This is a genomic window from Massilia agrisoli (assembly GCF_020831365.1).
Taxonomy (GTDB): domain Bacteria; phylum Pseudomonadota; class Gammaproteobacteria; order Burkholderiales; family Burkholderiaceae_D; genus Telluria_A; species Telluria_A agrisoli.
Map to the genome: position 1 here is coordinate 848,183 of NZ_JAJHPV010000013.1, position 25,494 is coordinate 873,676.

Here is a 25,494-nt window from a genome sequence, read left to right on the forward strand (position 1 = left end):
ACCCACGAGGACCATTGAAAATGAACCTGCGCGCTTTCAAGATCGGCACCCGCCTGGCGATGGGCTTCGGCAGCATCCTGCTGATCATGGTGGCGATGATAGTGGCGTCCGCCGCCATCAGTGCCAGCAACAAGAGTCGGCTGATGGCTGGCCTGGAACAGGCCAATGCGATCAACCGACATATCGCTACGATGAAAAGCGCGATGCTGGAAACCGGCATCGCCATGCGTAACATCGGCCTGCAGGCGAACGTTGAGCTGATGCAGAAGGAAGACGCGCGGGTCAAGGCGCAGGACAAACGCTACGACGAGGCGCGCAGCGCGCTCGAAGCGGCGGGACTGAATGAGGGCGGCAAGGCCGTGCTGGCCGAGCTGGCAGGCATCGAGGGCAAGGTCGATGCGGCCTTCAAGGAAGCGACCGCGCTGGTCATGGCGTTCGACACCGAAGGCGCCGCCAAGGTGCTGGCCGAGCGCATCGACCCGCTCAACCAGCAGGCGCTGGAAGCGATGAACAAGCTGGTCGAGATGCAGCAGGCGGACCGCCGTGAATTCATCGCCAGTGCCGAGCAGGGCGACCGCCGCCTGAACATCATGCTGTTCGCGCTGGGCGCGCTGGCAGTGGCGATCGGCACCGTCGGCTCGATCCTGACGACCCGTTCGATCACCCGGCCGCTGGCCAATGCGGTTGCCGTCGCCCAGAAAGTGGCGGCGGGCGAACTGACCTCGCAGGTGCGCGTCAGCGGCAAGGACGAAGTGACCGAACTGCTGCAGGCGCTGAAAGACATGAACGAAAGCCTGGCCCGCACCGTCGGCGACGTGCGCACCGGCAGCGAGACGATCACCGTCGCGTCGCAGGAAATCGCAGCGGGCAATGCCGACCTGTCGGCCCGGACCGAAACCCAGGCCAGCTCGCTGGAGGAGACGGCCAGCTCGATGGAAGAGCTGACCAGCACCGTCAAGCAGAACGCCGACAATGCGCGCCAGGCCAACCAGTTGGCGGTGTCGGCATCGTCGGTGGCCGAGAAGGGCGGTAGCGTGGTTGCCCAGGTCGTCGACACCATGGGCTCGATCAAGGAAAGTTCGCGCAAGATCGTCGACATTATCGGTGTCATCGACGGCATCGCCTTCCAGACCAACATCCTCGCGCTGAACGCGGCGGTGGAAGCGGCGCGCGCCGGCGAGCAGGGCCGCGGCTTCGCGGTAGTGGCGTCCGAAGTGCGCAACCTGGCGCAGCGTTCGGCCGGCGCGGCCAAGGAGATCAAGGAACTGATCGGCGACTCGGTCGACAAGGTCGATACCGGCAGCCGGCTGGTGGACGAAGCCGGCCAGACCATGGACCTGGTGGTCACGTCGATTCGCCAGGTGGCCGACATCATGGGCGAGATCACCGCGGCCACGGCGGAGCAAAGCCACGGCATCGAAGAAATCAACCAGGCCATCACCCAGATGGACGAGATGACCCAGCAGAACGCGGCGCTGGTGGAACAAGCGGCGGCTGCGGCCGAGAGCATGCAGGAACAGTCGCAGCGGCTGGCCGCGGCAGTGAGCATCTTCAAGCTCAACGGCGACGACCAGCGCGCGGTGCACGCCGCGCCGGCGCCGGTGCCGGTACGTAAAGCGCCTGCGCCTGCACCGGTGGCGCGGGGGTCTGCGCCGGCGCGCCCCGCGGTGGCGGCGCCGCGTGTCGAACCGGCTGTGGCGGCGGCGCCGAAGAAGGTGGCGGCAGCTGCAGGCGGCGACGACTGGGAAGAGTTTTAAGCGCAGGAGCGCGCAGGTGCAGTCAGCGGCGTCCGCAACAGCGGTCCTGTAAAAGAACATGAGGTTATCAAAGTGCCGCCAACAAAACCGGAAACGGTCAAGGAATTCACGTTCACCAAGGGTGACTTCGAGCGTGTCCGCGCACTGATCTACCAGCGTGCCGGCATTTCGCTCGCCGACAGCAAGCAGGAGATGGTCTACAGCCGCCTGGCGCGGCGCCTGCGCGCGACCGGCATCGGTTCATTCACCCGCTACCTCGACGACCTCGAGGGCGGCCACCTGGGCGAGGAGTGGCAGTCCTTCACCAACGCACTGACCACCAACCTGACCTCGTTCTTCCGCGAGGCGCATCACTTCCCGCTGCTGGCCGAGCATGTGAAGAAGGTGCGCGACAGGCCCATCACGATCTGGTGCTCGGCCAGTTCGACCGGCGAGGAACCGTATTCGATCGCGATGACGGTGTGCGAAGCATTCGGCACATTGAGCCCGCCGGTGCAGATCATCGCCACCGACATCGACACCAATGTGCTGCAGGTAGGCGCCAACGGCGTGTATGCGCTGGACCGCATCGGCAAGCTGGAGCCCGAGCGCCTGAAGAAATTTTTCTTGCGCGGCAAAGGCGCCCAGGAGGGCATGGTGCGGGTGCGTCCGGAACTGCGCAACCTGGTCTCCTTCAAGCAGCTCAACCTGCTGGCCGACGGCTGGCCTTTGAGCGGGCAGTTCGATGTCATCTTCTGCCGTAATGTCATGATCTATTTTGACAAAGCAACCCAGCGCAAGATCCTGGCGCGCTTTGTACCGCTGATGAAGCCGGACGCCTTGCTGTTCGCCGGCCACTCGGAGAATTTCCTGTACGTATCGGAATCCTTGAAATTGCGTGGCAAAACGGTGTACGAGCTCGACGCTCGCGCCGCTTCCCGATAGCAGCAGTGAAATGAGAAACAACCATGGCAATCGAACCGAGAGAACAATTCGCAACCAACGTCTACTACGACAGGACGTTTGACTGCGACGCCGCGAAGATCCTTCCGGGCGAGTACTACTACACGGGCAAGGACATGCTCATCGTCACCGTCCTGGGTTCCTGCGTGTCGGCCTGCATCCGCGACCGGGTCAGCGGGCTGGGCGGCATGAACCACTTCATGCTTCCGGACGGCGGCGGCGACGTCAACAACCCGGTCTCCGCATCGATGCGCTACGGCACCTACGCGATGGAGGTGCTGATCAACGACCTGCTCAAGGCCGGGGCCCGGCGCGAAAACCTCGAAGCCAAGGTGTTCGGTGGCGGCGCCGTGCTGCGCGGCTTTACCGCGATTAACGTCGGCGAGCGCAATGCGGACTTCGTGATGAAGTTCCTCAAGACCGAGGGCATCCGGGTGCTGGCCGAAGACCTGAACGACATCTACCCGCGCAAGGTGTACTTTTTCCCGCGCACCGGCAAGGTGCTGGTCAAGAAACTGATGCAAACCCATAACGACACGCTGGCCCGCCGCGAACTCGACTACGCCAGCAGGCTCAAGGTCCAGCCGGTTGGTGGCGAGATCGACCTGTTCTAATACTGAAAGCCCTTATGAAGATCAAGGTACTGATCGTGGACGATTCGGCGCTGATCCGCAGCGTCATGAAAGAAATCATCGGCAGCCAGCCCGACATGGAAGTAGTCGGCGTGGCGCCCGATCCGCTGGTCGCGCGCGAGCTGATCAAGCAGACCAACCCGGACGTGCTGACCCTCGACGTCGAGATGCCCAAGATGGACGGCCTCGACTTCCTGGAAAAGCTGATGCGCCTGCGCCCGATGCCGGTGGTAATGGTGTCGTCGCTGACCGAGCGCGGCTCGGAAATCACGATGCGTGCGCTGGAACTGGGCGCCGTCGATTTCGTTACCAAACCTAAGATTTCGATCCAGACCGGCATGCGCGAATACACCGACCTGATTGCGGACAAGATCCGCGCCGCGGCCAAGGCGCGCATCAGCGCGCGCACCGTGCCGACCGGCGAGCGAAGCGGCGGTGCGCTGCCGGCGCTGCGCAACCCGCTGACCTCGTCCGAAAAGCTGATCATCATCGGCGCCTCGACCGGCGGCACCGAAGCGATCCGCGAGTTTTTGATGCAGATGCCGTCGGACTGCCCGGGCATCCTGATCGCCCAGCACATGCCGGAAGGCTTCACGTCCTCGTTCGCGCGGCGCCTCGATTCGCTGTGCAAGATCAGCGTGCGCGAGGCGGCCGGCGACGAGCGTATCCTGCCCGGCCACGCCTACATTGCGCCGGGCCACTCGCACCTGCTGCTGGGCCGCTCGGGCGCCAACTACGTCACCAGGATCGAGCAGACCGACCCGGTCAACCGCCACCGGCCGTCGGTCGATGTGCTGTTCCGTTCGGCCGCCCAGTCGGCCGGCAAGAACGCCGTCGGCGTGATCCTGACCGGCATGGGCAAGGACGGCGCGGCCGGCATGCTGGAAATGAAGAATGCCGGTTCGTACAACTTCGCCCAGGACGAGGCATCGTGCGTGGTGTTCGGCATGCCGCGCGAAGCGATTGCCCTCGGCGGCACGCATGAAGTTGGCCCGTTACAAGCCTTGCCGGGCATGGTCCTTAATTATCTGGCAACGCACGGCAGCCGGGCGTTGCGCGTTTGATCCGATTCGCTCTTTTTTGCACCCAGTTTGATCGCCGTAGAGCAACAAAAATGCTATCCTAAGGCCTGCATGCGTAGGTGCCCATCAACACACAGTAAAAGAATCAACGGAGTAATTCATGGCTGATCCAAAGATGAAGTTTTTAGTGGTAGACGATTTCTCGACGATGCGCCGTATCGTGCGCAACCTGTTGAAGGAACTGGGTTACGCCAATGTCGATGAGGCTGAAGACGGCGTCATGGCGCTGGCCAAGCTGCGCAGCGAGCAATTCGACTTCGTCGTTTCGGACTGGAACATGCCGAACATGGACGGCCTGACCATGCTGCAAAACATTCGTGCCGACCCCGCACTCGCCAAGCTGCCTGTGCTGATGGTAACGGCCGAAGCCAAGAAGGAAAACATCATCGCCGCTGCGCAGGCCGGCGCCAACGGCTATGTCGTCAAGCCGTTCACCGCTGCGACCCTGGATGAAAAGCTGAACAAGATCTTCGAGAAACTCGAAAAAGTCGGGGCTTAAGATGGCTGAGCACAACGCCGTGGGCGCGATCGACCAGATCGGCGCCACGGAAGGCGATGCTGGCGCGCATGACGAATTCATGAGCCGGATCGGCCACATGACGCGCGCGCTGCACGAAAGCCTGCGCGGCCTTGGCCTCGACAAGCTGATCGAAAAAGCCGCGTCCGACATCCCGGACGCGCGCGACCGCCTCGACTACGTTGCCCGCCTGTCCGAACAGGCCGCCCAGAAAGTCCTGAACGCCACCGACGCAGCCGGACCGCTGCAAGACAGCATTTCCACCAGCGCCACCAGCCTCGGCGCTTCGTGGCAGGCGCTGCTGGCCACGCCAGGCGGCGACCCGGCATGGCGCGAACTGGCCAGCCAGACCATAGCCCAGCTCGAGCAATCCAAGCTTGCTGCCAACGGCACCAAGGGACACCTGATGGACATCATGATGGCCCAGGATTTCCAGGACCTGACCGGGCAGGTGATCACGCGCGTGACGACCATCGCCCAGAACCTGGAACAGCAACTGGTGCAGCTGCTGGTCGATTTCGCGCCTGCCGAAGTCAAGCGCGAGTTCGACAACGGCCTGCTGAACGGCCCGCAGATCAATCCTGCCGGCCAGGACGTGGTCTCCAACCAGGGCCAGGTGGACGACCTGCTGGACAGCCTCGGCTTCTAAGCGCAGCGCGGACCCGGTCCGCCTCGCCCGACCATTAGCATCACCGGCGAACCAACACATGCATCAAACTAACTTTATCGTCCGTGAACCGCTGCTCGATCCGAAGCAGCGGGTGATCGGCTATGAACTCTCGTGGCAACACCATGCCGGCGAAACGCCGAGCGACGCCGAACTCGAATCGCTGATCGGCTTTGTGGCCGAGCACGTCAACGATGAGGACGACGGCTGGCTGCTGCGCGACAAGATCCTGTTCCTCGACGCCGTACCCGGCATGCTGTCGACCGACGCGCTGCACCAGATGCCGCCGGAACGCACGGTGCTGACGCTCAAGGCGTCGGACCTGGACGACCCCGATACGCTGGCAGCCGTGCAAGGCCTGCGCGCGGGCGGCGTCGGCATCTCGCTGCGCGACGGCGACCTGCTCAACCTGCGCGGCACCATTGCCCGCAGCGCCTCGTATGTCGAAGTCCGCTTCTCCGGCGCCGACGTGGCCGCCCAAGCGCGCACCTACGCCGCGCTCAAGCAGGCATCGGTGCGGATGGTCGGGCGCCCGGTCACGACCTGGGCCGACTTCGACGCCTGCGCCGCGCTCGGCCTTGACGCCTTTGTCGGCAAGCTGCACCTGACGCCGCGTCCTGGCATCCCGGTCAAGGGCATGAACCCGGCGCAGACCATCATCCTGCAACTGATGCAGATGGTGCAGAACAACGAAGACATCCCCAAGATCGAAGGCGTGCTCAAGCGCGATCCGGCGCTCTCGTACAAGCTGCTCCGTTTCATCAACACTGCTGGCTTTGGCGCAGGGCGCGAGATCCAGTCGCTGCGCCAGGCCATCACGATGCTCGGCTACGCGCCGCTGTACCGCTGGCTGACGCTGCTGCTGGCGACGGCGAGCACCAGCGGCTACTCGCCGGTGCTGATGGAAACGGCGGTGGTGCGCGGCCGCCTGGCGGAGCTGCTGGGGCAAAAGATCCTGGGGCGTGGGGAAGGGGAGAACCTGTTCGTCTGCGGCATGTTCTCGCTGCTCGACCGCCTGCTGGGCCTGCCGATGAAAGAAGTGCTGGAAACCATCCAGCTGCCGGACGAAGTCGTGCGCGCGCTGCTCACGCGTGGCGGCATGTACGGCCCGTACCTGGCGCTGGCCGAGGCATGCGAGCTCAACTCGAACCTGGTCTCCTCGCTGGCCGCCTCGCTGGCCATCAGCCCCGAGGACGTAAACAAGATGCACCTCCAGGCCTTAGCCTGGGCGCAAAACGTCACAGCTTAAAAGCAGTCCTCAAAACAAAAAAAACCGGAGCTACCATGCTCCGGTTTTACGTTCGGGGTCCGGCCCCGGGGACACACCCCGACGTTGAAAAATTTCCCAAATCGGGGTCAGACCACCAGTTAAATGGAATATTCCAAAAAACCGGTGGTCTGACCCCGATTTTTGGCAAAATTTCCCAAATCGGGGTCAGACCACCGGCTAGGTGGAATATTTCAAAAAAACGGTGGTCTGACCCCGATTTTGGCAATGTTGCCGGAGCTTAGATCTCGAGGTTGTCGATCAGGCGGGTAGTGCCAAGTTTTGCTGCTGCCAGGACCACCAGCGGCGCGCCTTGCGCAAGGTCGCCAGCCGAGGGCGGTTGCAGGTCCATCTGCTTGCGGATCGAGATGTAGTCCGGCTTCCAGCCGCGCGCGCCCAGTTCGGCCATCGCTTTGTGCTCGAGCTCGAAGATGTCGAGGTGGCCGGAGCGAACTTCGTCCGCCACCGATGTCAGCGCACGGTACAGCGCCGGCGCTTCGGCGCGCTCGGATTCGTTCAGGTACATGTTGCGCGAGGAGAGCGCGAGCCCGTCGTCGGCACGCCAGGTTTCGGCGGCGATGATCTGCGTCGGCAGCGCGAACTGGCGTGCCATGTTGCGAACGATCATCAGCTGCTGGTAGTCCTTCTTGCCGAACACGGCAACCTTCGGCTGCACGCAGGAGAACAGCTTGAGCACCACCGTCGAGACGCCAGTGAAGAAGCCGGGGCGGAACTCGCCTTCCAGCGTGTTGCCCAGGCCTTCAGGCGGGCTGACCCGGAATTCCTGCGGCTCCGGGTAGAGTTCCTTTTCGGTCGGCGCGAACAGCACGTACACGCCTTCCTTCTCCAGTTTTTCCACGTCGGCCTGGAAGGTGCGCGGGTATTTGTCGAAGTCTTCGTTAGGGCCAAATTGCAGGCGGTTGACGAAGATGGAGGCAACCACCGGGTCGCCGTGCTTGCGCGCCAGCCGCATCAGCGACAGGTGGCCTTCGTGCAGGTTGCCCATGGTCGGCACGAACGCCGTGCGCAGTTGCCCGCTGAGCTGGTCGCGCAGTTCTTCGATGGTGGAGACGATTTTCATTGAATGCAAATCCTAAAAGCAGTAATGGGTGCAGCCTTACGCCGGCGAATAGGCCAGGCGTACATAGATGGGGGCGAAAGGTTCGGCCTGGGTAATTTCAATCAGCGTTTCCTTGGCCAGTTCGAGCATGGCGACGAAGTGCACCACCACGATCGGCACGCTGCCCTGGCCGTCGAACAGGTCGGCAAATTCGACAAACCGGGCCGATTGCAGCTGGCGCAAGATCGATGACATGTGTTCGCGCACGGACAGTTCCTGGCGGCTGATCCGGTGGTGCTGGGTCAGCTTGGCGCGCTTGAGCACGTCCATCCAGGCACGCTGCAGGTCGCCGACGTCGACATCGGGAAACACCGGCACCGAGCTTTGCTCGACGAACAGCTGCGGACGGATGAAGTCGCGGTCGAGCTGGGGCACGGCATTGAGGTCGTAGGCGGCCAGCTTGATCTGTTCATATTCCAGCAGGCGGCGCACCAGTTCGGCACGGGGGTCGCCGGCTTCTTCATCGCCTTCGGCCTTGCGCTGCGGTAGCAGCATGCGCGACTTGATCTCGATGAGCATGGCCGCCATCAGCAGGTACTCGGCCGCCAGTTCCAGGTTGTGCAGGCGGATCTGGTCGACGTACTTCAGGTATTGCAGGGTGACCTGCGCCATCGGTATGTCGAGGATGTTGAAGTTTTGCTTGCGGATCAGGTACAGCAGCAGGTCGAGCGGGCCTTCGAAGGCGTCGAGGAAGATTTCCAGCGCGTCCGGCGGGATGAACAGGTCGGTCGGCATGCGCAGCAGCGGCTCGCCGTACAGGCGCGCTACGGCCGCGTCGGGTACAGCTTCCTGCTCCGGCACGGCGGCGGCGCCGGCGTCCGGTTCAGCGACGGTGTCGGCGAGATCGCCGGCTGCCGCGTCTGGCGACATGGTCGGTTCTGTCAGAGCTTGTTCTGGTACACGTAAGGCTGCTGTTTGACGCGCGATTCGGCGCGGCGTTCCTGCTCGTTGAGCGTGATCGGCGCCTTGTCCCACAGCAGGGCACGGCCTTCGCGCTGGCCTTCTTCGATGCCTGGGTTCTTGGCCTTCAGTTCATTGATGAACTTGGTGTGGTCGGATTCGTACAGGCTGAATTGTTTGGAGAGTTTCATTTTTTTGCAATGCAAGAGGTGGGCAAACCCGGCTATTTTAACGGATGTCATTGTAGGGCGGAAAAGCGTAGCGTCATCCGCCGATGTTTGCGTCGCGTTGGCGCACACATCGGCGGATGACGCTTCGCTCTTCCGCCCTACGAGGAACGATCGGCTTAGTCCGGATGCAGCGCGTTCAGCTGCTTGGCGATGATGTCGTGGTTCAGCCACAATACCGGGCCGATCTTTTCTGCGGCGCCATGGAACATCAGCGGGCCGGCGCCTTCCAGTACCAGCGAGCTGAGGTGGTCGGTGATCAGTTCCTTGCGGTCCTTGTGCAGCTTGGTGATGTCTTCCGAGGTGCCGATCATCACGTCCGCCAGTTCCGGCGTGTTGTCCATCGGCCAGGCGTCAAAGTTGCGGAAGTGGGTGCTGGTCGGGTCGTTGTTGTACTTTTCGATCATCTCGAGCAGGGTGTCGAGCGACACGCCGTCTTCCAGCAGGCTTTCGCAGGTCTTCCATTGCTGGTCGGCCCAGGCGCCGCCGCCTTCTTTCTTCAGTGCTTTCAACAGCGGGAACAGCGACAGCTCGACGCCGACGAAAATGTCGGAGGAGTTGGTGCGGATTTCCGGGCAGTTGAACACCGTTGCGGATACGCCTTGCTGCCATGCAGCCTTGGCCACGCTTTCCAGGCGCATCTTGGCGTAGCCCTGGGTGTAGTTGGTGTAGGTCTGCCACTGGTACTGGTCGCCGATCAGGATCTCGGTGCCGTGGTAGCCGTAGGCCGTGTAGCGCACCTGGCCGCCCGCGCGCTCGAGGCGTTCGCGGATCGCGGCGCTGCCGGTGATCAGGTGCTGCAGCGTGTTGGCGGTGACTTCGTCGAAGTTCATCAGGATCAGCTTGCCCAGGTCGCTGTCGAGCAGGGCGCGCGAGGACATGAAGCGTTCGCCGCGGCCTTTGTAGATGCGGTTGGCAATGGCCAGGAAGGCCTTGATCTTCGGAATGCCGCCAGCCATCGTGTGCGCGAAGAAAGCGTTCGCGCCGTCCGGGATCAGCTTGTCGATTTCCTGCATGACCTGGGCCACCGAGCTGGTGAAGCGCTTGACGCCGGCTTCGCGGCAGCGTTCGATCGCGTCCCAGTCCAGCTTGTCTTCCTGCCAGCTCTTGAGGGTGATGCCCGACAGCAGTTCGGTCGGGTTCTTTTCGCCTTCCGGCGCGTCCATGTCGAAACCGGCCATCAGCGGCACATTGATGATGCGTCCGCCCAGCTTTTCCTCTGCTTCCGCGTGCTCTTCACTCGTGAGGGCGCGCAGCTTGCCTTCTTCGTCGCGGCGGCCGACCGTGATGCCGACGATCGTCATGCCGGCGGCACGGGCTTCGTCGATCAGGCCATTGACGTAGCCGCGGCCGAACAGTTCGCCGAACAGGACGAATACGTCGCCCTTGCGATACAGGTTGGCGTGAGGAATATGCCTCAAGGAAGTCAGTTGGGTCATAAGGTTTTTGATCACTTTAAAAATGATTTTAGGACAGGCGAACCTGGGTTCTGCCGGCTCAGTACAACAGGTAAAACAGGCTTAGCTGATACGCATGCCCGGCTGCGCGCCTGGCCATGGTTCCAGCAGGTACAGGCCTGGATTGGTTTTCTCGTCGTCGCTCGATGCGCACAGGACCATGCCTTCGGACACGCCAAACTTCATCTTGCGCGGCGCGAGGTTGGCCACCATCACGGTCAGCTTGCCGACCAGTTCTTCCGGTTTGTAAGCGGCCTTGATGCCGGAGAAGACGTTGCGCAGGCGGCCTTCGCCGACGTCGAGCGTCAGGCGCAGCAGCTTGTCGGAGCCGTCCACATGTTCGCAGTTGACGATCTTTGCGATGCGCAGGTCGACCTTGGTGAAGTCGTCGATCTTGATTTCGGGCGCCAGTGCTTCCACGCCAGGGTTGCGGACCGCCGGGGCGGCAGGTTCGGCTGCGGCGGCCGGTGCTGCTGCCGGGGCGGCGATCGCGGGCGCGGCCGGCTTGTCGAATAGATCCTCAACCATCTTGGCGTCAACGCGGGTCATCAGGTGGCTGTAGGCGCCGATGGTGCGGCCGAGCATGGTGCTGTAGACCGCTTCGCCGGTGGTGTCAGCCCAGCTGATCTTGTCGTCGTTCAGGAACTCGGATACGCGGGCGGCAACCTGCGGCAACACTGGCGACAGCAGGATGGTCAGCTGGCGGAACAGGATCAGCGCCGCGGTGCAGACGTCGTGCAATTCGGCGAGCTTGCCTTCGTCCTTGGCCAGGATCCACGGCTTGTTTTCGTCGACATACTGGTTGGTGATGTCGGCGATTTCCATGATCTCGCGCAGCGCCTTGCCGAACTCGCGGTTCTCGAAATGGTTGGCGATGCTGGCCTGGCGCTCGGCGCCGTCATGGGTCAACGCGCGGCTGATCCATTGCTGGGCTTCCGGCGACAGCGTGCTGGCCAGCTTGCCGTCGAATTTCTTGGCGATGAAGCCGGCGCAACGGCTGGCGATGTTGACGTACTTGCCGATCAGGTCGCTGTTGACGCGGGCGACGAAGTCTTCACCGTTGAAGTCGAGGTCTTCGACCTTCGAGTTCAGCTTGAAGGCAATGTAGTAGCGCAGCCATTCCGGGTTCATCTTCAGGTCCAGGTAGCGCAGCGGCGAAATGCCGGTGCCGCGCGACTTGGACATTTTTTCGTTGTTCACGGTCAGGTGGCCATGCACGTTGACCTTCAGCTTGTCGATGATCGGGTGCTGGGCGAAGTTCAGCATCGCCGGCCAGAACAGCAGGTGGAAGGAGACGATGTCCTTGCCGATGAAGTGGACCTGCTCGGTGGCCGGGTCGTTCAGCAGCGCGTCGAAGTCGATGCCTCTCTTGGCGCAGTAGTTCTTCAGGCTGGCCAGGTAGCCGACCGGCGCGTCCAGCCAGACATAGAAAAACTTGCCCGGCGCGTCAGGAATCGGGATGCCGAAGTAGGGCGCGTCGCGCGAAATATCCCAGTCGGCCAGCTTTTCGCCGGCTTCGCCCAGCCATTCGGAAACCTTGTTGACCATCTCCGACTGCAGGCGGCCCGGGGTGTTCAGCCATTCCTTGAGGAAGGTGTAGCAGCGCGGATCGGACAGCGCGAAGAAGTACTGTTCGGACGGCTTCAGGATGGGCGTGGAGCCGGTGAACACCGAGAACGGATTGACCAGTTCGGTCGGCTGGTAGGCGGCGCCGCAGACTTCGCAGTTGTCGCCGTACTGGTCCTTGGCGCCGCACTTCGGGCACTCGCCCTTGATGTTGCGGTCGGCCAGGAACATGCCCTTGACCGGGTCGAAGAAGCGGTCGACCGTCTTGGTGACGATCAGGCCGGCATCGCGCAGCTTGCGGTAGATGCCCTGCGACAGCTCGACGTTTTCCGGCGAATCGGTGGAGTACCAGTTGTCGAAGGCGATGTGGAAACCGTCCAGGTATTGCTGGCGGCCAGCGGCGATCTTGGCGACGAATTCCTGCGGGGTGATGCCTTCCTTTTCGGCCGCGATCATGATTGGCGTGCCGTGGGTGTCGTCCGCGCAGACGAAGTGCACCTCGCGCTGTTTTCCGCCGTCGGCCTGCATTCGCTGGAACCGCACCCAGATGTCGGCCTGGATGTATTCCATCATGTGGCCGATGTGGAAGGCAGCATTAGCGTAGGGCAGGGCGGTGGTGACGAACAGCTTGCGTGTCATGGTGGAAGTGCACTTGTTGGTAGATGAAGGGATGCATTTTAACAGCGGATGACCTTCCTGCGCATAGGGGAATGCCAAGGTTTGCCGTTTTTGCAAGGTCGGACGTGGCGATTTGCGCTAAACTTATCGGATCATCCACGGAGATTCACAATGAGCATTACTGCAGAAGACGTCAAGGCACGGTTATCCGCCGTTATCGATCCGAATACCCAGAAGGACTTCGTCACCTCCAAATCCGTCAAGAACATCAAGGTCGACGGCAGCAACATCTCGCTCGACGTCGAGCTGGGCTATCCGGCGCGCAGCCAGATCGAGGCCATCCGCACCGCGGTTACCGCCGCCTTGCAGGTCATCCCGGGCGCAGGAACAGTCAGCGCCAATGTCTATTCCAAGATTATTCCCCATACCGTCCAGCGCGGCGTGAAGCTGATGCCTAACGTTAAGAACATCATTGCCGTGGCGTCGGGCAAGGGCGGCGTCGGCAAGTCGACCACTGCCGTCAACCTGGCGCTGGCACTGGCGGCCGAAGGCGCGGTCGTGGGCGTGCTGGACGCGGACATCTATGGCCCCTCGCAGCCGATGATGCTGGGCATCACCGGCCGGCCCGAGTCGAAGGACGGCAAAACCATGGAGCCGCTGGAAAACCACGGCCTGCAGGTGTCCTCGATCGGCTTCATGATCGATCCGGACGAGCCGATGGTGTGGCGCGGCCCGATGGTCGTGCAGGCCTTGACGCAGTTGCTCGAGCAAACCAACTGGCGCGACCTTGATTACCTGATCGTCGACATGCCGCCGGGCACCGGCGACATCCAGCTGACCTTGTCGCAGAAAGTGCCTGTCACCGGCGCCGTCATCGTGACGACCCCGCAAGACATCGCCCTGCTCGACGCGCGCAAGGGCCTGAAGATGTTCGAGAAGGTCGGCATTCCGATCCTTGGCGTGGTGGAAAACATGAGTACCCATATCTGCTCGAACTGCGGCCATGCCGAGGCAATCTTTGGCCATGGCGGCGGCGAAAAGATGTGTGCCGACTTTGGCGTCGAATTCCTGGGCGCGCTGCCGCTGACGCTGGCGATCCGCGAGCAGACCGACTCGGGCCGCCCGACCGTGGTGGCCGAGCCGGATGGCCCAGTGGCGACTGTTTATAAAGAGATCGCGCGCAAGGTGGCCGTGAAGGTGGCCGAGAAGGCCAAGGACATGACCAGCAAGTTCCCTCGCATCGTCATCAAGAACGATTGATGCCGGGCGGCGCGGATGCTGTGGCCAGCACCGCGCTCATGCGCTGCCAGTGCGAACCTTTCCAGAAGATGCCCTGGCAGATGCCGCACATGCAAAATTCCTGGTGATGCTGGCGCACGCTGGGCGGCAGGCGGTCGATGACCTCGGCCTTGTCGACCTGGCGTAACGGCGCATTGCACTTCAGGCACAAGGTAAAGGGCTTGATGCTGCCCGCCAGGTCAAGCCGCCTGACGATTTCCCGAAACTGTTCCTCCGACCGGATCGCATGCACGTAGCAGCCGTGGGTAATGCCGCGGCGCTTGAGCAGTTCGCGGTCGCGCGTCAGCACGATGCGGTTCTCGCTGATCGAAGTCTTTTCGATATCCCCATCCATATAGTTGTTGTCGTACAGCGTGTCGAAGCCGGCCATGCGCAGGAAGCGGGCGAGGCCGCCCAGGTGCGCATCGGCCACGAAGCGCAGCTCGCGCAAGGGGTGCTCGCGCACGCGCAGCAGTTCGCTGACGTCGAGCGACTCGAACTTGGGGTAGACGGAGACGCGGTCGCCTTCTTCGAGCAGGCGGCCGAAGCCGCTCGACTCGCCATTGACCAGGATAAGCTCGACTTCCGTGTGCGGCACGCCGATCGCTTCGATCATGTGTTTGGTGGTTGCCGCCCGCGCGCACGGCGTGGTGAAATCCTTGCGCCGCCGGTCCGGCGGCAGGAAATCGTTGAGCTCTTCGTAGAAGCGGAAGGTTGCGGTGACCATGCTTTTAGTTTGCACCGTCTGCGTCCGCGTTTCAACCGGGCGGTATGCTGGTGCGCAAGGATTCCCGCTTTCGCGGGAATGACGGCAACTAAACGTCGTTCCCGCGAAAGCGGGAACCCATGCCGAGTCTGCTATCGCCTCAACGTATCCACGGCTGCAATACCCGCCGCACCGGATTCGTCACCGTCGCTTCCACAGTGGCATCGAGCAGGCCGCGCCGTTTCAGGTGGCGCAGCGCGATCTGCACGGCCGATTTGGACAGGCCGGTTTCGCTGGCCATGGTCTGCAGGCTGGCCGCAACCGTATCGCGTTTCGCGCGCGTAGCGGCCGCCAGCAGGTAAAGGTACACCACAAAGGCGGCAGGGCTGCGGTCATGGCCGACCAGGTCGGGCATCAGCACATCTAATATATAAGGATCGAATCGGTCGGCGTCCATGGTGCTAACTACTATAGCAGAGAGTACTACTGCTGCCGCCTGCGGCAACTTAGAATGGCTGCCTCATTCATTACGGAGTGCAGCATGATCTCGATGGTTAAGTTTGTCGGTATCCCGGTTAGCGACCAGGACCGTGCCCTGAAGTTCTATACCGAGCAGATGGGTTTCGTCGTCGCCACCGACCAGCCGATGGGGCCGGGGCAGCGCTGGATCGAGCTGCGCATTGCCCACTCGCCGACCCGCGTCGTGCTGTTCACCCCGGACGGACACGAAGACCGCATCGGCACTTTCTTCAATGGCGCGCTCGGCTGCGACAATGTCGAGGCGACTTACCGCCAGTTGTCGCAACGTGGCGTCGAGTTCGTCGAGCCGCCGACCACGCAACCTTGGGGCACTTTTGCCAAGCTGCGCGACCCGGACGGCAATACTTTTGTGCTGTCGTCGACCTGACTCGCGCATTCAGGCGACGCCCGTCCAGTACTGGCGCGCCCTGTCAAAGGCCAGCGCGCCCACCTGCCTGCCGAGCGAGCGCCCGGCCGAGTCGGCATTGACGAAGTGGATGCCGCCGTAAATGCGCGAGATGCCGGCCTCATCGGCCGCGTCGCTGAAGGTGCTCCAGTGCAGCGTGACATCGTTCGACGGCAGGCCCGGCTCGTACCGCATGCTGCCGGCCTTGACCGTTACCGCGTGGTTGAAGGCGTCGCTCCCGGTGAATCGCCTGAGGACTTCCGCGGACGCCGCGCTGAAGGTGCTGTGGCCTGATACATGGTCGGCGAACGGCGGGGTAGGGAAGCTCGCGGCCTGGTAAGGCATCCAGGCCGCCCCATCGATGATCCTCAGGCCTTCGGCCGGGCCTGCCGGACCGTAGCCCTGGATCTGCTCGCCGTTCATCAGGTAACGCAGCGCCGTGATCGGGCGTTCGGAATCGTAATGGACTTTCGCGTCCCACGCGGCGATTCCGGCGTCGAAAGTGGCATTCGCCAACGCAAAGAACAGCTTCACATCCTCGTCGTCGCAGTGGCCGTCGCGCGCGGATACAAACTGCGCGAACTGGCACCAGTACGATGCCGGCAACTCGCCGGTCGTGCCGCCAGCCCAGTATTCGGTCATGGCTTTCTGCCGCTCGGTCAGCGCAAGCTGGACCTCCAGCAGGTAGCGCGCCTGTTCGGCATATTCGGCACTGCCGACAGCGGCAGGCGGGCCCGGCCGGTACTGGTTTGCCGTGCGCAGCGCGAACGGTGCAACACGCGGCCAGCATGCGGCCGCAAAGCCGGGCGTGACAAGCACTCCGCTTGCATCGCGGAAGGTCAGGGGTTGCCAGCGGCCCGGCGCGGGGATGGCCGCCAGCGGGGTTGGCTGCAAAACAAGCATGGCCGGATTCTGCGGCGCGTAACCGGTGTAGTCGGCGTAGGGCAGGCCGCTTGGCGACAGGTCGCCCAGCTGGTTGGCGCCGTCGTGGTGGCAGTCGGCAACGACGCTGAGTGCGGCAATGGTGCCGATGTCCTCCGGCGTTCCGGCATCGTGCCTTGCCTGTGCAGGGTTCAGGCCAAGCGCGGACATGCGCGCATCGAACAAGGCTTTTTGCGCGGGGAACTGGTCCAGCAACGCGGCGTAGGCGGCAAAGCTGATCGCGGCGGATTTGTTTTGGGCCGTGTGTTCGGTCGCCGGCCGGCGCAGGTTGCCGCGGTAGCGCGTGCCAAGGGCGGTAGCGTCGAAGGCGGCCCAGGCGTCATACATCGCGGTGTGCACGATCGACAGGGAACGCGCAGCCATCGGCGCTCCCGGACGCTGCGTGCGTATCGCCTGCAGTGCCGTTTCGTTCCACGCGACCACTGTTCGCTTTCGCGGCGGCTCTGGGGTGGCTTGGGGCGATGGACCGCCACCGCCTCCGCATGCGCCCAACATGCCGCCCACTGCGGCCCCGGTACCAATCTTGATGAAGGTTCGCCGATCCATGATGTGTTCGCTCGTCTGTCATTGCTCGTTGCGCATGCCTTGCCGGCATCGCCGCTGGGACTGCCTGCTTTCGAGTATCCGCAGCGCGTGGCGGCAAGTGTTGAGGGCGCTCACATAAGCAAGCTGAGCCATAGAAAGCATGTGCGGGCAGACGGGCCATGAACCGTCTGCGTCTGGTGCGCTGGCGGCGCGACCCTGTAAAATAGCCGTCTTTATCTCCAGCACATCTATCGCCATGACCGTCGTCCGCACCCGTTTTGCTCCAAGCCCAACCGGCTACCTCCACCTCGGCGGCGCCCGCACCGCCCTGTATTCGTGGGCGTTCGCGCGCCACTTCGGTGGTACGTTTATTTTGCGCATTGAAGATACCGACCTGGAGCGTTCGACGCCGGAGGCGGTGCAGGCCATTCTCGACGGCATGAAGTGGCTGGGCCTCGATCATGACGAAGGCCCGTTCTACCAGATGCAGCGCATGGACCGTTACCGCGAAGTTGTCGCACAGATGCTCGAAGCGGGCACCGCGTACCTTTGCTATTCGTCGCCGGAGGAAGTCGAGGCGATGCGCGAGCGCATGCGCGCCGCGGGCGAGAAGCCGCGCTACGACGGTACCTGGCGTCCTGAAGCAGGCAAGACCTTGCCGCCAGTGCCAGCCGACCGCAAGCCGGTAGTGCGCTTCAAGAACCCGCTCGATGGCGAAGTGAGCTGGGACGATGTGGTCAAAGGCACCATCACGATCGGCAACAAGGAGCTCGATGACCTGGTGATCGCGCGTCCTGACGGTACGCCGACTTATAACTTCTGCGTCGCAGTCGATGACTGGGACATGCAGATCACCCACGTGCTGCGCGGCGACGACCACGTCAACAACACCCCGCGCCAGATTAATATCTTGCGCGCCATCGGTGCGCCGTTGCCGCTGTATGGCCACCTGCCGATGATCCTGGGCGCTGACGGAGAAAAGCTTTCCAAGCGCCACGGCGCGGTCAGCGTGATGGATTACCCGGCCCAGGGCTACCTGCCGGAAGCGATGCTGAACTACCTGGCGCGCCTGGGCTGGAGCCATGGCGACGACGAAGTGTTCTCGATGGAGCAGTTCTGCGAGTGGTTCAACCTCGACCACCTGACCCGCTCGGCGGCGCAGTTCAACAACGAGAAGCTGGCATGGCTGAACAACCACTATATCAAGCAGGCCGACAATGAGCGCCTGGCGCGCCTTGCGCGCCCCGTCATGGAAGCGGAGGGCGCCAAGTTCGAGGGCGGCCCTGACTTGCCGGCCGTGCTGGGCCTGATGAAGGAAAGGGTCAATACCATTAACGAGCTGGCCGACGCGGCCATGCTGTTCTTCCGCGATCCTAAGCCGGACCCAGCCTTGATGACGCAGCACCTGACCGATGCCGTCAAGCCGGCCCTGGCCCAGTTTGCAGAACGGGTGGCGACAGTGGAGTGGACCAAGGAAGCGATCGCAGCCATGATCAAGGAAGTGTTGGCCGCCCACGGACTGAAGATGCCGCAGATCGCCATGCCACTGCGCCTGGTCATCACGGGCCAGTTGCAGACGCCTGCAATCGATGCGGTGCTGCAGATCGTCGGCCGCGATGCGGTACTGGCGCGCGTGAACAAATATCTTTGATTTTTTTTCGCAGAGCTATTTGCATATTGCACGACGGTACGCTATAATTTTGCTTCTTCACCGGTACGGGGGTATAGCTCAGCTGGGAGAGCGCTTGCATGGCATGCAAGAGGTCAGCGGTTCGATCCCGCTTACCTCCACCACGTTGAAGAAAGTAGTACATTAGTGCAGTTCAAGGTCCCCATCGTCTAGAGGCCTAGGACATCACCCTTTCACGGTGAGTACGGGGGTTCGAATCCCCCTGGGGACGCCAGGATTCGAGTAGTAAAGTAGTTGGAGTTTGGTACCGCTAAACGCCCTGACTCGTCAGGGTTTTTTATTGGTGCGGTGCCAGGCAGGTCAGGATGATAGAATCATCCAGGACAGATTTCTGTCCCCATCGTCTAGAGGCCTAGGACATCACCCTTTCACGGTGAGTACGGGGGTTCGAATCCCCCTGGGGACGCCAGTTGTTTTCAAGAGCCGCCTTGGGCGGCTTTTGAATTTGTGAGAGTAGTATTGCAGCACCGTTCAAGGTCCCCATCGTCTAGAGGCCTAGGACATCACCCTTTCACGGTGAGTACGGGGGTTCGAATCCCCCTGGGGACGCCAGTCATGCAAAAAGCCGCCTTTTGGGCGGCTTTTTGCTTTCTTGCGCTAGCTGCTGCCGATTGGCAGGCTCGCTACCAGACTCCGCGATAGCCGGGCGTGCCAACAGCGAATGGCATGCCGGCAAACTGGCCGAAGCGTTGCAGCTGTTGTGGATAGTTAGCGCTGCTCATGGCGGCGAATGCAGCCAGCGCCGGATCCATGCCATATAGCTCCAGCTGGCCACCGCGCCCACCGATGCCACCAATGCCGCCGATGGCCCCGCCCAGCGCCTGCTGCGGCAACAGGGACGATATCAGTCCGCCGCCGAGGGCCTGTTGCACCGGCGCCTGTGCTGGCTGCGGTTGCAGCCCCACGGCAACGAGCGCATCCGGTAAGCCCAGTCCGGTCTGGAACTGGTCGCCAAGGCTGACGCGCCGCGCACTCATTTTGATCGTCTTGAACAAGTGTTCGACCCGTTCCGCGCTGCGGGTCCGTCCCGCACCCTGGAAATCCGGATGGTGTGCCAGCACCAGTGCCGCCAGGCCGGTAATGTGGGGTGCCGCCATCGAGGTGCCGTCCCACGCCGCGTAGTTATTTGGCGGTACGGTCGAGGCGATCGCGACGCCAGGACCGCAGACTGCAATTTGCGGTCCGAAGCAGCTGAATTTGGCTGAAAAATAGCCATTGGCATCGACATTCTGGGTCAGCGTTTCGGCGTGATAGCTGTCGGGCGGGAATTCATCGAGTTTGCCGATCGCCGCAACAGCGAGCACGTTGGGCGACGAAGCAGGGTATTGCACCGCGCCGCCCGAGTTGCCCGCCGCGACAATGCAGGCAATGCCGGCCCGCTTGGCGCGCAATATCTGCTGCTCCAGCGCTTCCGATGGTTCGGCGCCGCCCAGGCTGAGGTTAACGACATCGATCTGGTGCTCGATACAGTATTCGAGGGCGTCGATCAACTGGCTGACCTGGCCACCGGGGAACAGCTTGCAGGCGTGGATTTCGCCATCCGGCGCAAAGCCGCGCACGCCGAACGCCAGGTCGGCGGCGCCGATCACCCCGGCGCAGTGGGAGCCGTGGCCAAGCGTGTCCTCGTTCCAGGTGTTGGGATTGGTTTTTTTGTTGACGATGTCAAAGCCAGCGCGGATGCGCGACAGGCCTTCGTGCGTTGTGGCCGCACCCGAATCGATGACGGCAATGCGGATGCCCTGGCCGCGGTAGTTGGAAGGCAACTGGTCGAGGCGCATCGCTTTCTGGCCCCAGCCGAACACTTTGGTGCGCGGGAAGCCCGTCAGCGAAGGCCATTCGGACAGCATGCGCATGACGACGACGTTGGGCTCGTCCAGCGTGATGTCGGGGTCGCGCTGGTAGAAGCTCCAGAAGTCGGCGCGCGGCTTGACGTACAGCCCGCGGATTGAGCCTTGCGATTCGCCGTACAAGGTCAGCCTTGAATGGCCATTGGCGTCGGTTACGCCGGTGGCTGGCAGCAGGCTGCCGAACAGCGATACTTCGGCCTCGGGAAGCGGCGTGCCATCCTTGCTGACCACGATCACGCTGGCCTCCAGTGCCGGGCCGGTGGTCGGCAGCACGTTGCTGACCATGACAGGCGGACGGAAGGCGGGGTCCATCAGGTTCAGGTACTGGTCGCGCTCGACGACCAGGCGGCCTTGCCCCTGTTGCAGCAGCACGCCCGCCTTCTGGTCAGTCATGCGCGCAACGAGCACGCCCTGGCCGCCAGCCATGCCTTCGGCCAGCGCGCCGACGGCGCTCCTGGGTCCGACGGTATCGAGGATCTCGATGTCGGGGCTCGAACGCAGCGCCTGCTCGACGGTCGAGAGCGACAGCGGCGCAAAGGCCAGCGTTTCGAGCCCTTGCGGCTGGCGTGGGGCGATCAGGAATTGCTTCTTGCGCTCGTGGATCGCGCGTCCTTGCGGCGTGGCCGGGGCGCCGGCCATTTCCTCTGGCGCGGTGGCGCCGCCTGCGGCTTCGCCAGTGGCCTGGCCGCGGCGCGGCTCGCTGCCGCCACGGCCGCCTGCGCCTGCCGCGCGCCGTTCGCTGGACGACGCCGCCGAGTCTTCCGGCGCCGGATTGATGTCAAGCGGACCTGCCTGTCCGCCATCGGGATTCTTTGGCATGTGTTTTCCTTTCGGTTCGCAGCGGCGACGCGCTAGTCGGACATCGACAGCGGCTGGTCCCGTTCAACGATCAGTTCGTTTGAATGGATAAAACGGCGCTCGAATTGCAGCGCCTTGCTGGGCGCGATTTCGATCACCGCGGTATGCACCTGGCCCGGCGGGCCAATGGTGTCGACCAGTGCGATGTCCGGATCGCCCCGTATGGTTTCGATGAAAGCGGCCAGCGCGGCGGGGGTTTCCCTTGCGCGGATAATGTACCGGCCCAGCCCGGGCGCGGCTTGTGGTGCGGGCATGCGACTCTCCTTCGTGGCCGACTCCCGCCGTTGCGGGCGGGAGCGGGTTGACTGGCCTTCGGCCAGTATTAATGCAGCGTTTGCTGTGACGAGTACTGCGGCATGCCCTGCTGCTGGGCTAACTGGGCCTGCTGTGCGTAGGCTGCCGTGATCGGATCGGTACCGAACGGCAGCATCTGCCCGAGCTGGCCAGCAGCGCCGCCAATCGAACTGCCGAGGCTGGCGTTACCGAACATGCCGCCAATGGCGCCCCCCAGCGGACGACCGACCTGGCCGATCAGGTTGCCAAACCAGCCCTGCGGACCGAACTGCCCTTGCTGGCCTTGCTGACCTTGTTGTTGCTGGCCCATCAGCTGCGCCAGTTGCTGCTGGTATTGCTGCTGCTGTTGCATCAGTTGCTGTTGCAGTTGCTGGATTTGCTGCTGCAGCTGCTGGTGCAGCTGGAGATGTGGCGGCACGATGCCACCCTGGGCCTCCGCGCCGAACGGCAACAGGCGACCCAGCTGGCCGGCGACATTGCCGATCTGGCTGCCGACGCCTTGCTGGCCGAACAGGCTGCCGATCGCGCCACCCAGCGGTTGCCCGACCTGGCCGATCAGGTTGCCGATCCAGCCCTGCGGCGACAGCTGCTGCTGTTGCTGTGCCTGTTGAAGCTGCTGTGCGTATGCCGCGGCGACCGGGTCGGCGCTGAAGGGAAGCATGCGGCCCAGCTGGCCGGCCACGCTGCCGATTTGCTGGCCCACGCCAGCATTGCCGAACATGCCGCCGATCGCGCCGCCGAGTGGGGCGCCTACTTGTCCGAGGATGTTGCCGAACCAGCCTTGCGGGGAAAACTGCTGGCCCATCTGGGGTTGCTGCTGTTGAAGCTGTTGCATCAGTTGTTGTTGCTGTGCCTGCTGGGCGTAAGCCTGCGACACCGGATCGGCGCCAAATGGCAGTAGCGAGCCGCCAATGCCGCCAGCGATTTGCCCGATCTGGCTGCCCAGGCCGGCGTTACCCAGCAATCCACCAATGCCGCGGCCGATTGCGCCGCCCAGTGGTGCACCAAACATGCCACCGAGGAACCCCTGTGGCGCCAATTGTCCACCTGCACCGTACGCTACGTTTTGAAATTCATGCATGACCTGCTCCCTTATTGGTCGGCGAGCGGATGACAATGTCCCCCCGCATGCCCGATCGTGCTTCTTGATTCTTGCCGGGACGGCGGGTTCCCTACGGGCGCAAAGGCAGTCCACTGCACCACGTATTTAGCACTTTGCCCAGCCGGTAAGGAACGGCTGCCAAGGCGCGCTTGTGGCCAGTGCGGGCGCAAGTGGATAGCCATATCCATCTGGCGGCAACCCTCGGTTGCACGAAAGAACTACGACCGCGCTGGTACGGATTGGACAGGCTGCTAACACCGAAGTTTAGGTAATCTCGGTGGCCTTTTATGGATAAGTAGCGGTTGGTTTCCTGCGCGATTGAAAACGCGAAACCGGGTAAAATAACGGCCTTCGACCGGCCACGCGCCAGATAGTGCCCACATGGTTTCCAGCCCCGTATCCAGCCCCGTTCAAAGCAGCTCCCTCGCCATCTTCTGCAAAGTTGTCGACAACTATGGCGACATCGGCATTTGCTGGCGCCTGTCGCGCCAGCTGCAGCGCGAGCACGCGGTTGACGTTACTCTTTGGGTCGACAACCTGGAGAGTTTCCGACGCATCTGTCCCGCTGTGGCAATCGATACCGGTATCCAGGTGGTCGAAGGCATCACCGTGCGGCACTGGCGAGGGCAGGACGACGTGTTCGCGCCAGCCGACGTGGCCGACATCGTCATCGAATTTTTCGCCTGCGACATCCCGCCCGGCTACATCGACGCGATGGCCCGGTGCGAGCCTCGGCCGGTGTGGCTGAACCTCGAAGGCCTTACCGCAGAGGAATGGGTGGAGGGCTGCCACACCCTGCCGTCGATGCATCCGCGCCTGCCGCTGACCAAGCATTTCTTCTTCCCTGGATTCACCAGCAAGACTGGGGGGCTGTTAGGCGAGGCGGCGCTTGACGAACAGCGCCGCCAGTTCCAGTCCGATCCCGCCGCCGTCAGTGATTTCCTGGCCGGCCTTGGCGTCACCGCCGCCGACATGGCCGCCACCACGGTGTCGCTGTTCTGCTATCCAGGCGCGCCAGTGGCTGGCCTGTTTGACGCGTGGCAGGCCAGCAAGTCGCCGGTGACCTGCCTGGTGCCGGAAGGCGTCGCCCCTGAAGCGGTGCGCGATTTCCTTTGCGCCAGCCCCGCGCCCGGCGCCGTCAACACGCGCGGCGCGTTGACCGTGCGTGTGCTGCCGTTTGTGGCGCAACCGGATTACGACAAGCTGTTGTGGGCATGCGACGTCAACTTCGTGCGTGGCGAGGATTCCTTCGTGCGCGCGCAATGGGCCGGCAAGCCATTTGTCTGGCATATCTACCCGCAGGATGAAAACCTGCACCATGTAAAATTGCGCGCCTTCCTGCAGCGCTATGCGGCCGGCATCGACAGCTTGGTGCAGTTCTCGCTTGCCTGGAACCGCGCCGTAGAGGCTGGCGCAGGGCAGGGCGGCTGGAGCGGCTTGTGGCAGGCGCTGGAGGCCGACATGCCGCGCATCGAACAGCGCGCGGCCGAATGGCGCAGCGAAATGGCCGCGCTGGGGGACCTTGCGCACAACATGCTGAACTTTGCCCGCTCTCTTCGTTCAGCTACGCAATAAATTCGGGTATAATGCCCGGTTATTTTCTAACGAAATTTAATTCGATCAAACGTGAGCTTGGGGCGATGTTGGCCTGGAGGCGACAGATGATTTTAGTGCAACCCACTTTTTAGTAGATTCCTATGAAACCAGCAAAAGAAATTCGCGTCGGCAACATCATCATGGTTGACGCCAAGCCATTCATCGTCCTGCGCTCCGACGTTAACGGTTCGAGCCGCACCGGCTTCACGTACAAGTGGAAGATGAAGAATCTTCTGACCAACAGCCCGCTGGAAAACGTGTTCCGCGGCGACGACAAGTTCGACGTCGTTGTTCTCGACAAGAAGCCAGTGACCTATTCGTACTTCGCTGATCCACTGTACGTCTTCATGGACGCAGACTACGAGCAGTATGAAATCGAAGAAGAAAACCTCGGCGACGCACTGCACTACCTGAAAGACGGCATGGAATGCGAAGCTGTCTTCTACGACGGCAAGGCAATCTCGGTTGAACTGCCAACCACCATCGCACGCCAGGTTGTTTACTCGGAGCCAGCGGTCAAGGGCAACACTTCGGGCAACGTCCTGAAAGAAGCCAAGATCGAAAACGCGATCGAAGCACACCGCCACACCGTCCAGGTACCGCTGTTCGTCAGCCAGGACGACGTGATCGAGATCGACACCCGTACCAACGAGTACAAGCGCGTCGTCCGCAACTAATCGCGAACCCGCTGTTAAAGAAAGCACGCCAGGCACTGCCTGCCGTGCTTTTTTTTCGCATGGGGAACCCGCCTGACGTCTCAGTGTCGCCGGTGCTTCACCACGCGTCGTTCGCGCGAAAGCGGGAACCCATACGCACACTCAATGTTTGCTCGCCGCTCATGGCGAACACTCAATTCTCTGGCCGAAGCCAAGAGGGGCTAACGCTGATCGAGCGAGAACTATCCTCATCACAACTTCACATCATTTTCTTACGATTGCTAACGACAGCTCGTCGATAAAGGGGCCAGTCAGCAATGACT

General features: G+C 62.6%; 23 protein-coding genes and 4 tRNA genes. 16 read left to right on the plus strand and 11 right to left on the minus strand.

What is annotated here, in order from left to right:
- The first annotated feature begins 20 nt into the window (after positions 1 to 20).
- From LMJ30_RS12910 to LMJ30_RS12940, 7 genes are all read left to right on the plus strand, one after another.
- On the plus strand, positions 21 to 1,757 hold the full coding sequence (locus LMJ30_RS12910) for a methyl-accepting chemotaxis protein (RefSeq protein WP_229432744.1): 1,737 nt from the start codon (positions 21 to 23) through the stop codon (positions 1,755 to 1,757).
- Between the two features lie 72 nt (positions 1,758 to 1,829).
- Positions 1,830 to 2,681 carry a CheR family methyltransferase gene (locus LMJ30_RS12915; RefSeq protein ID WP_229432745.1) on the plus strand — a complete coding sequence of 284 codons (852 nt, stop codon included), beginning with the start codon at positions 1,830 to 1,832 and terminating at the stop codon, positions 2,679 to 2,681.
- Between the two features lie 23 nt (positions 2,682 to 2,704).
- On the plus strand, positions 2,705 to 3,313 hold the full coding sequence (gene cheD / locus LMJ30_RS12920; RefSeq protein WP_229432746.1) for a chemoreceptor glutamine deamidase CheD: 609 nt from the start codon (positions 2,705 to 2,707) through the stop codon (positions 3,311 to 3,313).
- Between the two features lie 14 nt (positions 3,314 to 3,327).
- On the plus strand, positions 3,328 to 4,395 hold the full coding sequence (locus LMJ30_RS12925; protein WP_229432747.1) for a protein-glutamate methylesterase/protein-glutamine glutaminase: 1,068 nt from the start codon (positions 3,328 to 3,330) through the stop codon (positions 4,393 to 4,395).
- A 118-nt stretch (positions 4,396 to 4,513) separates the two neighbouring features.
- On the plus strand, positions 4,514 to 4,912 hold the full coding sequence (gene cheY, locus LMJ30_RS12930) for a chemotaxis response regulator CheY (RefSeq protein WP_223468650.1): 399 nt from the start codon (positions 4,514 to 4,516) through the stop codon (positions 4,910 to 4,912).
- Between the two features lies 1 nt (position 4,913).
- Positions 4,914 to 5,579, plus strand: a complete 666-nt coding sequence (cheZ, locus tag LMJ30_RS12935) for a protein phosphatase CheZ (protein WP_267869628.1) — start codon at positions 4,914 to 4,916, stop codon at positions 5,577 to 5,579.
- Between the two features lie 58 nt (positions 5,580 to 5,637).
- Positions 5,638 to 6,846, plus strand: coding sequence for an EAL and HDOD domain-containing protein (locus LMJ30_RS12940; protein WP_229432748.1), 1,209 nt, complete (start codon positions 5,638 to 5,640; stop codon positions 6,844 to 6,846).
- A 259-nt stretch (positions 6,847 to 7,105) separates the two neighbouring features.
- Here LMJ30_RS12940 and panC read toward each other — a convergent pair whose 3' ends face one another.
- From panC to metG, 5 genes are all read right to left on the minus strand, one after another.
- Positions 7,106 to 7,945 carry a pantoate--beta-alanine ligase gene (gene panC, locus LMJ30_RS12945; RefSeq protein ID WP_229432749.1) on the minus strand — a complete coding sequence of 280 codons (840 nt, stop codon included), beginning with the start codon at positions 7,943 to 7,945 and terminating at the stop codon, positions 7,106 to 7,108.
- Positions 7,946 to 7,981: 36 nt separating this feature from the next.
- The gene (locus tag LMJ30_RS12950; protein ID WP_229432750.1) at positions 7,982 to 8,854 is read right to left on the minus strand and encodes a segregation and condensation protein A; all 873 of its coding nucleotides are present in this window, start codon (positions 8,852 to 8,854) and stop codon (positions 7,982 to 7,984) included.
- 11 nt (positions 8,855 to 8,865) lie between these two features.
- The gene (locus LMJ30_RS12955) at positions 8,866 to 9,075 is read right to left on the minus strand and encodes a DUF3460 family protein (RefSeq protein WP_229432751.1); all 210 of its coding nucleotides are present in this window, start codon (positions 9,073 to 9,075) and stop codon (positions 8,866 to 8,868) included.
- A gap of 155 nt (positions 9,076 to 9,230) precedes the next feature.
- Positions 9,231 to 10,550, minus strand: a complete 1,320-nt coding sequence (locus LMJ30_RS12960) for an enoyl ACP reductase FabMG family protein (RefSeq protein ID WP_229432752.1) — start codon at positions 10,548 to 10,550, stop codon at positions 9,231 to 9,233.
- A gap of 81 nt (positions 10,551 to 10,631) precedes the next feature.
- Positions 10,632 to 12,773, minus strand: a complete 2,142-nt coding sequence (metG, locus tag LMJ30_RS12965) for a methionine--tRNA ligase (protein WP_229432753.1) — start codon at positions 12,771 to 12,773, stop codon at positions 10,632 to 10,634.
- Between the two features lie 150 nt (positions 12,774 to 12,923).
- Here metG and apbC point away from each other — a divergent pair, with 150 nt between their 5' ends.
- Complete coding sequence (gene apbC / locus LMJ30_RS12970; RefSeq protein WP_229432754.1) at positions 12,924 to 14,012, plus strand: iron-sulfur cluster carrier protein ApbC; 1,089 nt, start codon at positions 12,924 to 12,926, stop codon at positions 14,010 to 14,012.
- On the opposite strand, the gene LMJ30_RS12975 is transcribed toward apbC, so the two are convergent.
- A complete protein-coding gene (locus LMJ30_RS12975) occupies positions 13,999 to 14,757 on the minus strand; it encodes a Mut7-C RNAse domain-containing protein (RefSeq protein ID WP_229433012.1) in 759 nt (252 codons plus the stop codon). The two genes, apbC and LMJ30_RS12975, sit on opposite strands and share 14 nt — an antisense overlap.
- A gap of 139 nt (positions 14,758 to 14,896) precedes the next feature.
- Positions 14,897 to 15,193 (minus strand): helix-turn-helix domain-containing protein, encoded by a 297-nt coding sequence (locus LMJ30_RS12980; protein WP_229432755.1) that lies wholly within the window; start codon positions 15,191 to 15,193, stop codon positions 14,897 to 14,899.
- 84 nt (positions 15,194 to 15,277) lie between these two features.
- Here LMJ30_RS12980 and LMJ30_RS12985 point away from each other — a divergent pair, with 84 nt between their 5' ends.
- Entirely contained in the window at positions 15,278 to 15,643 is a 366-nt protein-coding gene (locus LMJ30_RS12985; RefSeq protein WP_229432756.1) for a VOC family protein, read from the plus strand.
- Positions 15,644 to 15,652: 9 nt separating this feature from the next.
- Here LMJ30_RS12985 and LMJ30_RS12990 read toward each other — a convergent pair whose 3' ends face one another.
- Positions 15,653 to 16,966, minus strand: coding sequence for a vanadium-dependent haloperoxidase (locus LMJ30_RS12990; RefSeq protein ID WP_229432757.1), 1,314 nt, complete (start codon positions 16,964 to 16,966; stop codon positions 15,653 to 15,655).
- Between the two features lie 418 nt (positions 16,967 to 17,384).
- Here LMJ30_RS12990 and gltX point away from each other — a divergent pair, with 418 nt between their 5' ends.
- From gltX to LMJ30_RS13015, 5 genes are all read left to right on the plus strand, one after another.
- A complete protein-coding gene (gltX, locus tag LMJ30_RS12995; protein ID WP_229432758.1) occupies positions 17,385 to 18,779 on the plus strand; it encodes a glutamate--tRNA ligase in 1,395 nt (464 codons plus the stop codon).
- Positions 18,780 to 18,846: 67 nt separating this feature from the next.
- A tRNA-Ala gene (locus LMJ30_RS13000) sits at positions 18,847 to 18,922 on the plus strand.
- A gap of 34 nt (positions 18,923 to 18,956) precedes the next feature.
- Positions 18,957 to 19,032, plus strand: a tRNA-Glu gene (locus LMJ30_RS13005).
- A 119-nt stretch (positions 19,033 to 19,151) separates the two neighbouring features.
- A tRNA-Glu gene (locus tag LMJ30_RS13010) sits at positions 19,152 to 19,227 on the plus strand.
- Between the two features lie 67 nt (positions 19,228 to 19,294).
- Positions 19,295 to 19,370: transfer RNA gene (locus LMJ30_RS13015), tRNA-Glu, on the plus strand.
- A 71-nt stretch (positions 19,371 to 19,441) separates the two neighbouring features.
- On the opposite strand, the gene LMJ30_RS13020 is transcribed toward LMJ30_RS13015, so the two are convergent.
- The 3 genes from LMJ30_RS13020 to LMJ30_RS13030 form a co-directional block, all read right to left on the minus strand.
- Positions 19,442 to 21,484, minus strand: coding sequence for a S8 family serine peptidase (locus LMJ30_RS13020; RefSeq protein ID WP_229432759.1), 2,043 nt, complete (start codon positions 21,482 to 21,484; stop codon positions 19,442 to 19,444).
- A gap of 32 nt (positions 21,485 to 21,516) precedes the next feature.
- Entirely contained in the window at positions 21,517 to 21,777 is a 261-nt protein-coding gene (locus tag LMJ30_RS13025; protein ID WP_229432760.1) for a hypothetical protein, read from the minus strand.
- 68 nt (positions 21,778 to 21,845) lie between these two features.
- Positions 21,846 to 22,898, minus strand: a complete 1,053-nt coding sequence (locus LMJ30_RS13030; protein WP_229432761.1) for a hypothetical protein — start codon at positions 22,896 to 22,898, stop codon at positions 21,846 to 21,848.
- Positions 22,899 to 23,300: 402 nt separating this feature from the next.
- On the opposite strand from LMJ30_RS13030, the gene earP reads away from it, so the two are divergent.
- Together earP and LMJ30_RS13040 are read left to right on the plus strand one after the other, a co-directional pair.
- On the plus strand, positions 23,301 to 24,494 hold the full coding sequence (gene earP / locus LMJ30_RS13035; protein WP_229432762.1) for an elongation factor P maturation arginine rhamnosyltransferase EarP: 1,194 nt from the start codon (positions 23,301 to 23,303) through the stop codon (positions 24,492 to 24,494).
- A 122-nt stretch (positions 24,495 to 24,616) separates the two neighbouring features.
- Positions 24,617 to 25,192 carry an elongation factor P gene (locus LMJ30_RS13040; protein ID WP_131421655.1) on the plus strand — a complete coding sequence of 192 codons (576 nt, stop codon included), beginning with the start codon at positions 24,617 to 24,619 and terminating at the stop codon, positions 25,190 to 25,192.
- Positions 25,193 to 25,494 lie beyond the last annotated feature (302 nt).